This is a genomic window from Reticulibacter mediterranei, from assembly GCF_016587455.1.
Genome location: NZ_BNJK01000002.1, coordinates 2,502,191 through 2,518,085 on the forward strand (window position 1 = coordinate 2,502,191; position 15,895 = coordinate 2,518,085).

The following is a 15,895-nucleotide window of genomic DNA, read 5'->3' on the forward strand; positions in this document are numbered from 1 at the left end:
CGCTTCATCGTTTGGTGGGTAGAAGTAGTATTGAACTTCTATGTACCCTTGATAGCGCTTCCACGCGAAGCAGGACATGGAGACGAATATGCATCAGGATATGCCACCAATGGAGAATATGAAGATGAATATGCACGACACGACCTGGCGGGATGATCAGGTCATGATCGTGTTTCATTCGGACATCCCGCTCATCACGCCAGATGGAATGCTCAACCGGGATCGACTATTAAAAGGGTTAAATTTGCCCTGGCAGTTGCAGCAGATCAATCAGTTCCTCAGCGACCAGCTTGACCCGACTGCCCAGAATCCTGTCAGGCTCGCCTTTTTGGACGATAGGGATCTTCCAGCCCCAGATCCCTCAAAAGAACGTCCTTCTGTCAATGAAATCGACAGCGATGAGAGCTCGCAGTTGTACCAGGGCGTCTATCTCTTCGGCTTAAAGGATGCCATTAAAAAAGACTTTGCCACGATCCAGACCAGCGTTCATGGCTTTTTTCACCTCATCAAAGAACCTGTGCAGGGACACAGCAAGGATCAGAATAATAGAGCACTGGTCCCTACCGTGGTGAATACGCTCAACAAGGGTGTAGTCGGTCTGAATAAGGAAGGGGTGCACATAGCGTTTGCGGCCCCGACCTGGCTGTGTGGAGGAACTCAGATCACTCAAGGGTGCCCGGTTAGCCCTCCTGCCCCGGTGGACAGCAATTGCTCGGACTGGCACATCGAAGTGCCTGAGCTAGATCAACACCCTGAGTTAAAAGAGAGCAAGGGCGATGACGTAAAAGTCTTTATTCTCGATGCATTACCCGAACCCGTCTTCATAGCTAATGCCGTGCAAAACGCCGGGAACACCAATGGGCTCCTGCATGCTGTCCAGGAAACGGTCACATTTGATTACAGCTTGATGTCCGGCGTACAGGGGGTATTCCTCATGCAGCACAGCAATGCAGCGGGGGTTGGCAAGGATGTCTACGGCGAACGTTACCCCATTCTTCTGCCAGATCATGGCCTTTTCATTGCCGGAACGGTGCGTGATATCGCCTGTAATGCCGATATCGAGTGTATTCGTGTGCTCAATGATCTCTGTGTGGGTGATATGCAAACGCTGACAGCAGCCCTCTGCAAGATCTATCAGCGCCTGTTAGAGAAGAACCCGGATACCAACGAGAGAGGAGATCTGTTTGGCAAGTCTGTAGTCATTAATCTGAGCCTGGTCATCCCAACCGAGGATGAGGCAATGAGCAGTGGTATTGAGGTGGCAACAACTGATCCCGGATCACCAAATGCTGGTTTTGACAACATCCTGCGAGAGGGAGTGTGGCAGATCCTGAGATCCCTGGCTGAAGCTAAGGATGCCGATGTCGTTATTGTGGCTTCTGCTGGAAACGAGGGAGATGGTCGGGAGATGGCGATGTCCTCCCCTATGCTGCGTCCGCGGGCGCTCTATCCAGCCGCCCTGAGTGATTCTATCGAGAATATCATTGCTGTTGGGGCTGTGACGAAAACTGGTGATGCAGCCTCCTATAGCTGTTATCCTGGCTCACATGGCATTGGAGCGTGGGGGGGTGAGCTTCCAGACCCCTCTAAAGGAGAAGTGGTTCCTCCGAAATCGACGGATGTTGGCAGTGATCATCCCAAAGTCACCTTCAACGATGCCCTGATTGGCATCTACAGTAACGTCGTCTATCCACCGCTCTCGGCGGCTCCAGCCAGCCCTCCTGAGCAATATTATACGCCTCCCAATCAGAGTGGTTGGGCCTATTGGATTGGCACGTCCTTTGCAACACCGATTGTGAGCGCAGCAGTGGCTCGCGTTCTACAATGGAAGAAACAGACCGGCAGTTCCGAGAGTGTGTATAAGCTCCTCGCTAATTTGATTCCAGCAGACCAGCGTGTACAGTGGGCAAATGTCGTTCCCAATGGTGAGACAATAGAAGGCTTCAGATTGCGAGCAACTCAGGATTGTCGGCATAGGGTAAGTGAGAGTACATCAGGTGATTGATTTCATCCCCAGCATCAACTTTTGCCGAGCGGCAAAACAGCAGGGCTAAAAAAGCCCTGCTGTTCATATATTCCCCTTTGCCTTTGCATGACACTATCCGTCAAGTACCCTTGATCAGTGAACCGATCTTTTGCCAGGTCTTACCACCATTAGTGGTCTTGAAGACATCGAAAGTATGCCCTGCTGTATCTACGATGATAATACCCTCCTCCGTAGAGATGAAGCATTCATCTATAAGATGGACCTTGCTTGGTAGCGGGTATCTTGTTTGCGTCCATTGACCATTGACCAATGTTAGCATAATGATGTCACCAACCCCTACTGTTGATGAATTCCTATTATCGAGAGCATTTCCGATGATATGTTTTTGATCGATAACTTGCCGTGTAAACACGTAAGCCGGGAGTGCATTGCTGTTGATCTGCCATGAGTTTCCTCCATCCTGAGTCGTGTAGACATACTCCTGCTGGTTCAGGGCCTTGCCAGCAAAGAGATACCCGTCATCCTTTGTGGTAAACACCGGTAGGGACATATATCCAAGACTCTTTATCCCTTTCGCTTTGGGGAGCATCTGTTCTTTCCAGCTATGCCCACCATCATGGGTGATATAGAGTCTCCAGACGGGTGCATGATCTTGTTGACTAAACTCCATTGTTTCTAGCCAGCCTGTTTGATCATTGATGAATTGCAAGCTCAAGACTGATGGGGGAAGATCACCAACTGGTTGCCAGGTCTTCCCTCCATTGCTCGTATGGTAGAGTACGGGCTTTTTCGCCTGCTTCGTAGCCTGTGTTGGCTGCGTAGATACCAAAGGGGTGCTACTTCCTGTCAGAACACCACCAGATTCAGATGTTGTGTCTGATGGCTGATAGGTCAGCCATGCGTGATCGTGATCGACATAATCTACCGCACATGGATACTTGTTTGGGCACTGGTAATGCTGCCATGTTTTGCCGCCATCAATGGTAAGTGCTACCGCATTGGGGAGGTCAGAATGCTCATAGAGAGGCACCCAGGCCATTTCCTCATCAAGAACGTAGATTTCGCCAAGCTGTTTCGCTCCAGAGGGGGTCACGTCCTGCCAGTGTTTGCCGCCATCTGTGGTATGGAGCACGGTTGAAAAGGGATTCTTTACCTGATCGCCCATCGCCCAACCAATTTGGTCGGTGATCATAGCAAGGCGTACTCCCTCGTAGAGAAGGATAGGAGTTCTGACTTTGTCCGATGAAGGCGAGGTCCCTACGTGTGTTCTGGAATGAGGAATGGACCAGAATGTGAGTGCCAGTGCACCCACCAACGCTGCAACAAAGAATACCGCCGCATAGGTATTAATGCGCTGTATCCAGCGCTGGTGCTTGTTTCGAATGGGGGATGTGAGCGAATCTGATGCTGGCCGATTTTGCTGAGAGGGAAGCTGAACAGGTTCAGGCGCAGGAATAGGCTGCGTATTCTGCATAAGACGCTCGCGAACACGCTGATATGCCTGTTTCTCTTCTGGCTTCCATTGGTAGATGGCTTGTAGATCCTGCTGTAATTCGGGGTGAGCCTGTTCTTCTGGAAGCAAGTCATTATTTTCTAGCATGTTGTTCACCTTCCTTTTGAAGATACACACGACGCAGAAAGCGAATAGTGCGTGAAAGGAGTTGGCGCACGGTTCCTTCACGTTTGTTGAGCAGAGCGGCAATCTCCGTGCAGCGTAATCCCTCTCCATAACGCAGTTGTAAGATGTACTGTTGTAGCACTGGAAGTTGCTGAACCTGCTCTCGCAAATGCCTGCGCTCTTCTTGCTGGAGTGCTTGCTGCTCTGGTTCATCTTCATCGAAAAGAGTCTCTGTCACTGAATCCAGCGAAACCTGCGGATGCCTGTACGATGTACGGTGGACGTTGGCTAATTTATTCTGAGCAACACGTCTCAACCATGCCAGTTGTGCTGAGGGAGGTATGGCAGCCAGGTTGTCCTGTTCCAGTGCCGCTAGAAAGACCTCCAGCAGCACATCTTCTGCGTCCTGTAATGATGGTGCATGCTGAAGCAGATAGCCAAAAATGATTGGTCCGTAGTGATCATATAACGCGACCTGTCTGATATCGCGAGAAAGATGCTTTCCTTCTTCTATCGGGTATAGCTGCATCTAAGTTCCTTCTCCTGCGGCAGATTTGTAGTTACTAGTAATATCACCACAGCAGCGAAAGTGTGACATGAGCGAGTCCGACAAAAATGTTCTGTGCGTTTGGGCTTCATATCCTGGTGGGTCCTCAACTACGAATGAATACTGTCGCTAAATGCATTCGATATGCTAGCCCTTTCCCATTTTCTCTGGCAGAGTCAGAAGAGAAGTCAGAGGAGCAGGTCGCACTGCTCGTGCGGTAGTTCTCCCTCTTTTGAGTGAGTGTGGAGAACAGCGTAGCACCCAGGAGAAGATCTCTTCGTCTTAAGTGTTATGACGAGGGTTCTTCCTCCTGGGTGCTACGCTGCTCGTGTTGAGCGAGCAAAGGCATCAGATAGCACCTCACTCACTCTTTTCCGGTTTGCAGTTCGACAATCGCATGTTCCAGGCGGGCACAGGCTTCCCTGGCGAGTTCCTGCATCGCAGGATTCTGGATCACGCTGAGCATGGCTACTGGGTCCGCAATGTCTACCTGGGTCCATGCTGCTCCTCTGGGGCTGTGTGCTTCATGGACGACTACGTTACAGGGCAGGAGTGCCCCGACGGTATGATCGAGTTCCAATGCTCGATGGGCAACCTGAGGATTGCAGGCTCCCAGGATCGTGTAGCGCTCGAAGTCCTAATTGAGCTTGGATTTCATAGTGGCCTTCACATCAATAGTGGTCAGCACGTCGAAGCCTTCTTGCTTGAGAGCCTCAGTGATGCGCCTCACCGCTTCATCAAAGGGAGCCTCAATCGTGGTTCCAAAGGTATAGGATGATGTTTTTGTCGTCATGGACGGGTTCCTTAACGATTCCTCGGATTACTCATAGGAAGCTTGTTGCTCCTGATGGCGTTGACTGCCTGTGGCGGGGAGGCAGGTGGAAATGGAGCAGCGTCCCCACCTCCCAGGCACTCTGGAATGGATATGGGAACATCTGGAGCAACGACTACACTGACTATATTTTCAGGAACAGGAGAGGCCCCGAACTCATAGAAGAGGTATTGGGCTGAAGCAGCAAGCAATCGGCTCATCAGAAAGAGATGGTTCATGAAACGAAAATCGGAGCGGATAAAATTTCATAAAACAGCCTCCTTTATTGGCTATAGTAGGTCCTTACACCTGCGCCGTGCCACACGCCGTGGCCAGTGCAAGGCGAAAATCGCGTACATGTTGCGGCCCAGGAGTAGACCATCGCTGTTCCTCATCAGGTCGGCGTGATACTTGACCGCTCTGTCGTCGTTGTGCTCAACTGCCCACTCCCGGATCTCGTCCTTCTCCCGTCCAGCGTCATATAGGTCAAAACGATCACTTTTCTCATCTTTTGTCTCCTTCGGTGTAGCCTTTGATTCTTGGCTCGTTCAAAGCTGTCAATTTGGGAATGAAATTGGTGGAACGTTGGTCATTGTTCTGCGGATGAGCTGCTTCCTCTCTCCTCATCTCATCAGTCTTCTCAAGGCCCGCGAAAACAGTCTATCAACAGCTTCATCTCAACGTTCATACATATATCCAGGCAATACCCTCTTTCCGTTCTGTATTGGGAACGTCACGCGGGCAAGCCTACGGCAAACATACGCGACATCAAGCAGATGGCAGATCCCGCAGACCCAGAGGATGCTTGCGCTCTTTTTGAGCCCTGCCCCACTCCGACGTTCCGAGAAAATCGGCGGCATGGCGACGCGCGAACGAGGCGAAGGGGGTGGGACGAATGCCCAACGCGGTATGCGTTTCGAGATGCACCACTTCTTCACCATTGCCCTTCTGACGCAATCTTGACTGTACATCGAGCGCGTCTGCCACATAGGCGGGAATGCCTGCCGCGAGCTGTATTCGATTCCTTTCTTCCACAGAGATGTTGACATAGCGCACGGTCGATCCTGTGGCAAGGGAGATCTGTTCGGCAACTTCTGTCATGCTCAGTGCTTCTGGACCCGAAATCATATAGGTCTTGCTCTCATGTCCTGCTGTGGTGAGCAGGGCAAAGGCGGCTTTCGCGACATCCTCCAGATCCACGGGGGTGAGCTTGGCATCCTCGAAAGGAAGGAAAAACGCGCGTTCGGCAACGATGGTGGGCACTTCCCGCAAATACTCCGTCATGAATTGGCTGGGACGCAAGAAGGTCCAGGCTAACCCGGAGCGCTCGAGATGGCGCGAGATTTCTGCGTGCATCCGTGAAAAGAGAAAGGGCGAATCCAATGACGTTGTTACGCCAGAAAGCTTGGTAATATGACGAACGCCCGCCTGTTTGGCGGCATCGATGAAGGTACATTGGGTCTCCACCATTTGCAGGTCGGGAGAAGAGATCAGCAAAACGCGATCCACCCCATCCAATGCGCGCCCAAGCGTCTCTGGGTGGAGCATATCACCCTCCACCATCTCTACACCCGGCAGCGTCTCCAGTGCCTGTGCCTTTGCACGGTTTCTGACGAGTCCCCTCACAGGGTATTCCTGGCGCGCAAACTCGCGAATCACGGTCGATCCGATCAAGCCATTTACACCTGTCACAAGAATCATGATAACCTCCTTGTCAGCAGGGTTCGCATGGGTGACGTTGAGAGAAATGCCTCTCCTGTGAACAATATTCCCTGCTGCGCTCTCTGCTTGAATAAATAACCAGATCACTGTTTCCTCAGAGCTTCACCGCAGTCTCATGATTGGATCCCTCAGTGCAACTCTTGCGGGTCAAGCGATCTTCTCGATAGGCAGAGTATACTCTCGAACGTTGAGACAATCTATGCCGCATTGTCTCAAATAATTGCCTGATCGTCTCAAACGAGGAGCATGGCATGGATGTGTTACCAATGTGCTGCTGGTTGCACGCGAACTGAAAGGGTGGCTCTCTGCACGCAGAGAATTAACACCTCCCTGGTGCTATGACTTTGCGGCCAGTCAGGATATGATCTTTCACCTGCTCGGCTCTGGGAGTGGCTATCTCTCTTTAAAAAAGAAGCCAACGCCTCTGCGCGTCGAAGAGGGAGCAGTTCTGCTCTTCCCGTTCGGGCACGCTCACCCGATCTGCGACGAACTGACTTCCCCCCTGACGCAAGCCCTCCATGTGGGCTATTCCGCGCAAGGCGAGTATCCGAGCTTTGCAGGTGCGTCCGATGCGTCAACGATGACGGTCCTCTGTGGCGCGTTCCATCTGGATCAGATGGTTGCTTTCTATAAGCATACTCCAGGCGATCTCAATGCCAAGCTCTCTTCTTTTCTGAGTTCTGACGCTTCCTGCGTGACAGGTACAAGCATGTACCCGTCACGCATTTTAGGATATCGATGGGTTGCGAACTGCCAAGGTCTTTCGCCCTTTCTCTCAAAGCTGGCTGCCGTGCCGCTTATTGTGCTCCTCGGCAGCCTGTTTGGAGTATATTTGTCCTTTCTGGTTTGAGGAATCCATCATGCTACAATTGTACCTGAAGTAGCAGTTTACCCGTATGTGTATTACTTTCCATGCGATGATGCGCAAGAGCTGCTTGCTCTAGTGGTATTGTGCCAGTGATATCAATGCGTATCTGGCCCGTCGCGAGAAGCTCAACGGCGCGATGTGCGGTGGCGGCAAGCAGCTTTGGAGCTACCCTGCTAAGGTTGCTGATGCTATAGCCAAGAATACCTTTGTTGCCAGTTAGGAGCGTGCTCGGCTCTATCGGTACGTCAGGGTTGCCACTGGCATTGCCAAAATGAATCAGTCGTCCGAAGGGAGCAAGCAAGCTTAAACTCTGGCTACGTGTGGGTTCTCCAGCAGCATTGAATACCACATCAACGCCTCGACCGCCTGTTACTGAATGGACTGCCTCGACAAAATTGTCGCGCAGGAAGACGTGATCGTAACCAAAGGATCGTGCATAAGCAACTTTCTGTGCGCTTCCTACCATCCCCAGCACGAGTCCTGCTCCTAGAGTGCGAGCCAATTGTCCTGCAATGATGCCCACACCACCAGAGGCCGAGTCAATCAACACCGTCTCTCCTGGCTGCAAGCGAGCCACGTGGACGAGTATATCATAGGCTGTGGGAACCACCGTTGGGAAGGCGGCGGCCACAGCCAGATCGAGTTGTCCATGCTGGCTCTCAAGGGGGAAGGTGAGATCTGCTTGCGCAAGAGCGAGTTCTGCATAGCCTCCGCTCTTGACGAAGGCGGCAACAGGTTGACCTTCTCGCAAACCTTCAACTCCCGCGCCAATCTCGTGAATAGAACCGGAGACCTCTAGCCCTGGCACGTAGGGTAATTGGTCCTTAATACGATAGCCACGCTGTCGATCCATAATATCTCCAAAGTTCACACCTGCGTAGGCTACACGAATGTTGACCTGTTGTGGCCCAGGATGAGGATCGGGCATCTCCCGCAAAGTAAGTACTTCTGGCCCTCCAAACGACGGAATAACAATTGCACGCATAGATCACAGTTCCTTTCGTATCTCTCATTGAAAGTATAAAACCAGAGTGAGCTTTCTCTTCTGTTACGCCCAGTAGCTCTGGATTACGACAATACGTATGGACATGATGTAGACACTAACTGCTAGAACGTGGCGTCAGATACGGGCTGGATCATACTTTCCTGACCTGATCCAGCCTCCTTCCTGATTTATTCACACGCCTGTTTCTGCATTGGCAGGCTGTTGCTGGCGCTGCTCATAGAAATTGAGCTTCTGCTCCACAGCCATCAGCAAGGAATCAAGGTTATGTCGCTGGTCGTAGAGACTTTTCTGGTGTCGCCGCAGGATCGTCAATCGTTTCTCTACTACGAATTGAGGGATAGGATCACCTCGCTGAAGGCGCTCAAGCATACAGCCATCCTCGGTAAATTCCATGATGTCTTCCAGCGACATTCCTGTTTGCTTGAGTTGCATCAGAAAGCGCAGAAAGGCTACATCAGCTTCAGTGAACTGTCGAACACCATTTGATAGACGCTTGATGTGTGGCAGCACTCCAGTCTTCTCATAAAAGCGGATCGTGTAGGGAGAAATGCCTGTTTGTTCGGCCACCTCTTGAATAGTCATATGCCATCTCCTCGTCTCTGCAAAACCTACAAAGAGCATACACCTTAGAGTTAAGTCTAAGTCAAGAGGAAAAGTGAGCAAAATCGGATGAGTCTCTTTGGACAAGATATGGGTTTTCGGACAGAAATACTGCTGACGAAAAGCACTCAGGAGATAGCGTGGCCCTATAACGCCGGAAGCGCAATCAAACCCATATCATTCCATTATGATTTACCGATTCATCCAAACCAGGGCAGCTATAGATCGGCTTGTGTCGTTATAGTGTCCTTTCAGGAAGTGAATTTTCACGATAGTAGGCAAGCGTGTCTCGAATAGCCTTTCTGTGGGGAGTCGGCTGGAACGGACCAAAGGTGTTTTGATAATGAGATGCATCGATCACGAAGGGAGCTTCGTTCTGATAGAAGATTTCAGCGAACTCGCGCATCACTGGCACTTGAGAGGCCAGGGTCTCAACAGTCTCTCGGTCAAAGAGTTGAACGTTATATGGTGTCTTAGCCTCGGTGTACACAAGTTCAAGAAATTGTTGCCCCGTAAGTGCTTCTGCCGCTGGAAGGTGCCATGCTTGCCCATCGGCCTCGTCCCTCTCACCAAGAGTAATAAGCGCACGTGCCACATCCGGAAGGTAAGCAAGCGTATGTGGCTGATCGAGACGACCAAACCACGGTGCAGGTTGACCCGATAATGCGGCTGTAAAAACAGCAGGGCTGATCTTGCTTAACCCTCCAGGGCCATAATAGTCAGAGAGACGACCCAGAGTAATCCGAAGTTGCCCTTGTGCCGAGGCATTTAGGAGGCGAGTGGCGGCCTGGGCGCGAACACGGCCCTTGCGATCTGTAGCTGCATATGGCAACGTCTCAGTGTAGGATCCCTCATATGGTCCATACATATAGACGTTATCAGCCACAACCAACTTCGTAGGTGTGTCAATTAATCCGGCGAGAAGCGCATCAATCATGCCTGGAAGCTCTTCAGGCCAGCGTGTATAATCCGGTTGAGTAGCATAATAGATGACGGCAGAGCCAGCAGTGACAGCACGAATGACATCTGGGTTGGAAATGTCGGCTGCAACGACTTCAATGTGGTCAGACACATTATTCGACCTGCCAGAGCGACTAACGGCTCGCACCGAATGTCCACGCTGAACAAGCTCGTGTACGAGTGCACCTCCGATGCCACCGGTACTACCAAGGACTGTGTGTACACGACGACTGGATGTAGACGTAGTGTTCATGAGAAACCTCCTGAAAGTTTCTGAGAGAGTAGCTATTTGGGACTATCTAACGCAAACGCTTGCGACTCCTTTCATTGTAGAAAAAGAGATACACAATCAGAATGTGTATCCAGGTGCAAACTGATGCTATTTTCTGCCTGGATCCGACTCTAGCCCAATAACCCAACGCAAAAATGACTTCCCTCGCAGGTTTTTATCCTGGTCTACTAGCGTGCGCAGAACAAATCAGAGAAAAAACTTCAACTGAGAAGGCTTGAGATCAGCCTGAAATGAAACCTCTTCACTGATTTGTTGTTACTCAACGAGTGCCTGTATTTCGGCAATTGAGGATGACAAACAAGCTTTCCTCTTTTATTAAGGAGTGTAGCTATGGACATTAGTTATGAAACGCCAGAACAAACGCAACAACGGCTCTTACAGGTCATCGCGCATGCCCAGTTGCATGTTTTAGATGGTGCCTATGCATTCGAAGAATTTCCTCTGTCTGACTTTTTGCGTCGAGTTACTCCCAGTGCTCTCGCCCTCGTGCGTGATGATGAAGTCTGGAGCCAACTTGTGCCATCGACCGATAGAACGCAAGAACTTTGCACGGTCTTTCGCTTCCATTTTGAAGCGGGACTTGATAACAGCGGTTTTGTAGGATGGTTGGCTTCCCACTTGAAAGTCCAGTTGGGAACAGGGGTATTTGTGGTCTGCGGCTTTAATAGTCAGCGTGGAGGTATCTTCGATTACTGGGGATGTCCAGTTGCTGTAGGAAGTCAGGTCATTGCGGAAGTTGAGCGTTTAAGAAACCAGCAGATCGGATAAGAATGTGTTTCAGCATATGAATCGAACCCCTTATCAATTGGTTCAAGGCTTCTTTGTAGATATTCGTTCGGGACATCATCTCGACCGCGTCAACGACTACCTTGCCCCTTGCGTGATTGCCCACCAGGTCATAGGAGAGGATGCGAATAGCGTTGTTATCAGAACTCCTGAGAACTATGTTGATCATGTGCGAGAAATGCACGTGGCCTATGGAGATTTCAGCCTCAAGATTGAGGAATGTCTTGCCCAGGAAGATCGCGTCTATGTTCGCTGGCGTCAGACTGGCATTCATTTGGCAGAGATCGAGGGATTTTCGCCTACAGGTCTTCCTATTGAAGAGGTAGCCAGCGCTGTCTATCGCATTAAGAATGATCGCATTGTCGAATATTGGATACAGATTGATCGTCATGGTCTTTTCCTGCAACTTGAGCGGCAAGCGCAGTCCACAACACATGAGTGAGGAGCTAGTGATTACATGACAAGGACCAGGAAAGCCTGCTCTTTTGAAGGCAGGGAGGAACTGGCCTTCCTTATTTGGAGAGGGAGGGGAGGCGCTCTTGCCAGCAGAGGTACGTCTGAGGATGATCAAAGAAAAGAGGTCTATCTATCATAGATTGATCCAGGTAGATTGACAGTAGATGATAGATATGTTAGGATATATCCATCAAAAACGAAGAAGGAAAGTAGAAGAGAAGATGCCGTTCATCTACGAGTATAAGCTAGACGGGACCACCGCCCAGTATAGCGCCATCGAGGAGGCGATCAGAACCACGCAATTTGTGCGCAACAAATGCCTTCGCCTCTGGATGGAGACTCGTGGCACCAACCGAAACGACTTGCAATGCTACTGCGCCGACATCCTAAGATTGTCCAGCCCAAAGTCCTGTTTTTGCCAGGCTTTCATTTATTCTTCTCCTATTTCGGTTATTCGAATACAATCGAATTAAGACCAAAAAACAATCCGCTTCATACAAAGCGGCCACTTTACGAATGGCAGAGAAAGTTCTCATGCCTTTATTTCGATACTACTAGAACAATGCTAATATGTAGTATAATGATGGTACACATATCTGTCAAGGGAAAAAGAAGGGTCGACAGGGCTTTCCAGTTCTCCGCTCAAAGGGGTGCAGGGGTCTCCCTGCCGGGGCCTGGGGCGTCCCCAGTTTCCTTCCCTCCTTCGCGCGCCGCCGCAGGCGGCGCGCAAAAGAGAAGAAAAAAGGTTTTTGCGGGGACACCCCGCACCCCGGCAAAGGGCTGCCGCCCTCTGCACTCCCGCTAGATGGGAGAATTGGAAAGCCCTGGAAGGGTCGATCACATGCGGACATTATATCCTGGAAAGTTTCGTCACGATCAATTGATGCTGACCACTGTATTGTATGCACTTAGTGATGAGGTAAGATTAGCGATTGTCTCTGAGTTAGCATATGGAGGTGAGCGAGCATGTGGAGAGTTTCACATCGAGAAACCAAAATCCTCGCTATCTCATCATTTTCGCGTGTTACGCGAAGCTGGAGTGATCACAACGAGACGTGAGGGAACAACTCTCATCAATATTTTATGTAGGGAAGAACTGGATGCTCAATTTCCTGGTTTGCTTGATGCAGTCCTTAGTGCTTCATACCACAAAGAGACGATCTAGATGATGCAACCTTTTCCAACGGTCTCATTTTGAAAGTTTACAAGGATTACCTCTGGTCATTAACACACCAAGTTTAGCTGCTGTGTCCTCTTGCGGCAGTGGCGTCAGGACCACGAGCCGCAGGTCAGGCCGTGAAGGTTCAACAAGGTTTGTTGCCTGGAAGGTGAGACGACCAACCAATGGATGATCGATTTCGTAGCGGTCGTGACATGCCAGGCGAATATCATGCTCAGGCCACCAGGAGCGAAACTCAGGGCTGGCTTGCCGCAAATCATTGACCAGATCGGTAAACCAGGCTTCTCCTGCATATTGGTCGCTCTTGGCACGTAAAAATGCGAGACTCAGTCGGGCCGCTCGTTCCCAGTGAACCAGGCGCTCTTGTAACGTCGTGTTCATGAAAATACTCCAAACCATGTTCCGTTCTCGCTCACCATCGCTGGCAAAATTGCCGAGGACGCAACTAGCACTTTCATTCGATGCCACCACATTCAAGCGTCGATCTATCAAGAGTGTTGGATAGCTGCCCAATCCATCGAGGATAGCTTGATAGGCTGTGTTGTTTTGTGGCTCAGTGCCTTCTTTCCAGGGCTGGCTCATTGGATCTTGTGCCAGGGTGAACAAATGGCTACGCTCCTCCCAATCCAATTGTAAGATATCCGCGAGGCGAGAAAGGAGATGATCGGAAACCTGAATAGCACGGCCTTGTTCGAGCCAGGTATACCAGGAAACGCCCACACCAACCAGTTGCGCCAATTCCTCCCGTCTGAGACCTTGAGTGCGACGCCTGGAAAACACTGGCAGATCAAACTGTTCTGGTCGCAGACGAGCACGGCGTGTTTTCAAAAAATCGCCTAGTTCGATGCGGCGCTTCTCTATTTTTGTCATCTCTTCCTCTGTACTCTTGAGTCCGTGAATACATCTGTTTGCGATAAAGTTGTTACTTTTACACCTATGTTCAGCACACTCCTGGTTATCTCAGAGAGGTCGTTCCATAATAACACCAGAGAGCATGAAGCGTCTACTTAGCCCAGATTTGCTACAGGGATTTCCAATTCTCCCATCTAGCGGGAGTGCAGAGGGCGGCAGCCCTCTGCCGGGGTGCGGGGTGTCCCCGCAAAAACCTTTTTTCTTCTCTTTTGCGCGCCGTCGCAGGCGGCGCGCGAAGGAGGGAAGGAAACTGGGGACACCCCAGACCCCGGCAGGGAGACCCTGCACCCCTTTGAGCGGAGAACTGGAAAGCCCTGAGATTTGCTATAGGTGCTGCTTTTGCTCATCGCTCGTATCACTTGTCGAGAAAAAAGAACAGGAAATGTTATGGAACAGAAAGACGAAATTCGTCAGTCATCGAAGACAGTTTTGCAACATTCGCTCCGTGATCGCGTTGGAGTGTACCTTCTGGCGAATCAAGAGACAGAAAACATCCTCGCCTCCATACGTGAGGCGGAACAGGCAGGGGTTCAGCAAATCTGGATGGGAGACATGGGATGGGCTAATTACGCTGACACACTCACGATCTTCGCAGTAGCAGCCACGCAAACCGAACATATCAGGTTGGGAACCTCGATTGTCGCCACCTACCCACGTCATCCACTGGTCATGGCGCGGCAGGCTCTAGCGCTGCATGATTTGGCACCCAGGCGCCTACGCCTCGGAGTTGGACCTGGCGGACGCGCCGTCATTGAGGACTGGCACGGCTTGTCGCAGACCACTCCCCATTCCTACCTTAAAGAATACGTGGAGGTCTTGCGAAGCCTCTTATGGGATGGAGCAACGGCCTATCAGGGAAACTTTTTTAAGGGAGTATTTCCCTCGACACGGACTATCCAGGTTCCGCTCCTGATTTCCGCTTTGGGGGCAAAAGGTTTCCAGTTAGCAGGCGAGATCGCTGATGGTGCGCTTTCCTATCTATGCCCGATTCCCTATCTTCAGCAAACAGCATTGCCAGCACTACGCGCCGGAGCTGAAGGGAAGGCTCGCCCCGCACCTCCCATTGTTGCTCACGTGTTGGTCGCCCTGAGTACAAATGAAGCTGCCGTACTGGCGAGAGCACGCCAATGGATTCAATTCGCCGCCCAGTCATTCGAGCAATATGCCCATTTTTTTGCCCAAATTGGTTGGGAATCGGCCATGCATGGCGATGAGAAGCAACTAGATGCCCTGGCGCGGACAATCGTGATCAGCGGCGATGAAACAAGCGTGCGCAGTCAGGTGCGGGAGCTGATAGCAAGTGGTCTAGATGAACTGCAACTACAACTCCTCCCCATTGCCAGCGAGGCAAAAGAACAAAGGCAATTGATCCAACTGATAGGTTCCCTGGAATAAAACTGGTCATGAAGTGGCTCGCTGCTACGCGTATTTCTACAACGGATTATGGCTTTGGGCCGAACGTTCCTTCTCCTCCCGTTTGCCGAAAGAAGGCCATGTGTGATACACTAAGAACAGAACTGTTCTGTATGATCACGGGGAAGAGAAAACATGGCCTCGTCGCGTTCATCCGCACGTCAACGTCTTCTGGAGTCAGCGCGTGACTTGTTTTATCGGAAAGGCATCCGTTCCATTGGAGTTGACACAATTGCTGAGCAATCAGGTGTAGGGAAGCCAACGCTTTACCGACACTTTTCGACCAAAGACAAATTAATTTCCGCCTATCTTGAAGAGGAAAATCGCCTTCATTGGCAATGGTTTGAGGAAGCTATCGCGCCATACCAAGCATCAGCGAAAGCACAGTTGGTGGCAGTAATCGATGCCACTGCCCAGCTCCTGGCGCAACCAGGATATCGTGGCTGTGCTTTCTTGAATGCTCTGGCAGAGTTCTCTGAAGAAGATCATCCTGCTCACCGTCAAGCCATAGAGTTCAAACATGCGTTGCGACTACGTTTGTACCAACTCAGTCAACAGGCTGGTGCACACGATCCTGATGCATTGGCCGATCAACTCCTGCTGGCGATCAACGGAGCGCTTGCTTCCGCTCCTCTCTTTGGTCCTTCGGGTCCAGCAGCGCAACTCAGAACGATAACAACCTATTTGATCGATCTTCAATGTGAGAATACCCAAGAAAAACCTTGATGGGCCATATC

Annotated in this window: 14 protein-coding genes and 2 pseudogenes; 8 read left to right on the plus strand and 8 right to left on the minus strand. The window is 50.9% G+C overall.

All coding sequences use genetic code 11. The features are described from left to right. Positions 1–88: 88 nt before the first annotated feature. The gene (locus tag K3T83_RS49790) at positions 89–2,005 is read left to right on the plus strand and encodes a S8/S53 family peptidase (protein WP_220210582.1); all 1,917 of its coding nucleotides are present in this window, start codon (positions 89–91) and stop codon (positions 2,003–2,005) included. Positions 2,006–2,105: 100 nt separating this feature from the next. Here K3T83_RS49790 and K3T83_RS49795 read toward each other — a convergent pair whose 3' ends face one another. The 4 genes and pseudogenes from K3T83_RS49795 to K3T83_RS49815 form a co-directional block, all read right to left on the minus strand. Beyond that, positions 2,106–3,587: a WD40/YVTN/BNR-like repeat-containing protein gene (locus tag K3T83_RS49795; RefSeq protein WP_220210583.1), complete on the minus strand. Its 1,482-nt coding sequence runs from the start codon at positions 3,585–3,587 to the stop codon at positions 2,106–2,108. Beyond that, positions 3,574–4,134, minus strand: coding sequence for an RNA polymerase sigma factor (locus tag K3T83_RS49800; RefSeq protein WP_220210584.1), 561 nt, complete (start codon positions 4,132–4,134; stop codon positions 3,574–3,576). Before K3T83_RS49800 ends, K3T83_RS49795 begins: the two co-directional genes overlap by 14 nt. Before the next feature lie 382 nt (positions 4,135–4,516). After that, positions 4,517–4,945 (minus strand): annotated as a pseudogene (locus K3T83_RS58820) (DUF302 domain-containing protein). Between the two features lie 786 nt (positions 4,946–5,731). Continuing rightward, positions 5,732–6,664, minus strand: a complete 933-nt coding sequence (locus tag K3T83_RS49815; protein ID WP_220210586.1) for an SDR family oxidoreductase — start codon at positions 6,662–6,664, stop codon at positions 5,732–5,734. Positions 6,665–6,953: 289 nt separating this feature from the next. Here K3T83_RS49815 and K3T83_RS49820 point away from each other — a divergent pair, with 289 nt between their 5' ends. Continuing rightward, positions 6,954–7,535 (plus strand): cupin domain-containing protein, encoded by a 582-nt coding sequence (locus K3T83_RS49820; protein WP_236065254.1) that lies wholly within the window; start codon positions 6,954–6,956, stop codon positions 7,533–7,535. A gap of 13 nt (positions 7,536–7,548) precedes the next feature. Here K3T83_RS49820 and K3T83_RS49825 read toward each other — a convergent pair whose 3' ends face one another. From K3T83_RS49825 to K3T83_RS49835, 3 genes are all read right to left on the minus strand, one after another. After that, positions 7,549–8,538 (minus strand): quinone oxidoreductase family protein, encoded by a 990-nt coding sequence (locus K3T83_RS49825; protein WP_220210588.1) that lies wholly within the window; start codon positions 8,536–8,538, stop codon positions 7,549–7,551. Between the two features lie 192 nt (positions 8,539–8,730). Continuing rightward, positions 8,731–9,141: a MerR family transcriptional regulator gene (locus K3T83_RS49830; protein ID WP_220210589.1), complete on the minus strand. Its 411-nt coding sequence runs from the start codon at positions 9,139–9,141 to the stop codon at positions 8,731–8,733. 256 nt (positions 9,142–9,397) lie between these two features. Beyond that, positions 9,398–10,372: an NAD-dependent epimerase/dehydratase family protein gene (locus K3T83_RS49835; protein WP_220210590.1), complete on the minus strand. Its 975-nt coding sequence runs from the start codon at positions 10,370–10,372 to the stop codon at positions 9,398–9,400. A 369-nt stretch (positions 10,373–10,741) separates the two neighbouring features. Here K3T83_RS49835 and K3T83_RS49840 point away from each other — a divergent pair, with 369 nt between their 5' ends. The 4 genes and pseudogenes from K3T83_RS49840 to K3T83_RS49850 all read left to right on the plus strand — a co-directional run bounded on the left by K3T83_RS49840 (position 10,742) and on the right by K3T83_RS49850 (position 12,818). Continuing rightward, positions 10,742–11,179 (plus strand): DUF6196 family protein, encoded by a 438-nt coding sequence (locus tag K3T83_RS49840; RefSeq protein WP_220210591.1) that lies wholly within the window; start codon positions 10,742–10,744, stop codon positions 11,177–11,179. A gap of 16 nt (positions 11,180–11,195) precedes the next feature. Continuing rightward, positions 11,196–11,639 carry an ester cyclase gene (locus K3T83_RS49845; RefSeq protein ID WP_220210592.1) on the plus strand — a complete coding sequence of 148 codons (444 nt, stop codon included), beginning with the start codon at positions 11,196–11,198 and terminating at the stop codon, positions 11,637–11,639. A gap of 235 nt (positions 11,640–11,874) precedes the next feature. Further along, positions 11,875–12,033 (plus strand): annotated as a pseudogene (locus tag K3T83_RS56800) (RNA-guided endonuclease InsQ/TnpB family protein); the annotation flags it as partial. 461 nt (positions 12,034–12,494) lie between these two features. Next, a complete protein-coding gene (locus K3T83_RS49850; protein WP_220210593.1) occupies positions 12,495–12,818 on the plus strand; it encodes an ArsR/SmtB family transcription factor in 324 nt (107 codons plus the stop codon). A gap of 24 nt (positions 12,819–12,842) precedes the next feature. Here K3T83_RS49850 and K3T83_RS49855 read toward each other — a convergent pair whose 3' ends face one another. Next, positions 12,843–13,703 (minus strand): helix-turn-helix transcriptional regulator, encoded by an 861-nt coding sequence (locus K3T83_RS49855; RefSeq protein WP_220210594.1) that lies wholly within the window; start codon positions 13,701–13,703, stop codon positions 12,843–12,845. A 429-nt stretch (positions 13,704–14,132) separates the two neighbouring features. Here K3T83_RS49855 and K3T83_RS49860 point away from each other — a divergent pair, with 429 nt between their 5' ends. After that, complete coding sequence (locus tag K3T83_RS49860; protein WP_220210595.1) at positions 14,133–15,140, plus strand: LLM class flavin-dependent oxidoreductase; 1,008 nt, start codon at positions 14,133–14,135, stop codon at positions 15,138–15,140. Positions 15,141–15,293: 153 nt separating this feature from the next. Further along, positions 15,294–15,884 carry a TetR/AcrR family transcriptional regulator gene (locus K3T83_RS49865; protein WP_220210596.1) on the plus strand — a complete coding sequence of 197 codons (591 nt, stop codon included), beginning with the start codon at positions 15,294–15,296 and terminating at the stop codon, positions 15,882–15,884. Positions 15,885–15,895 lie beyond the last annotated feature (11 nt).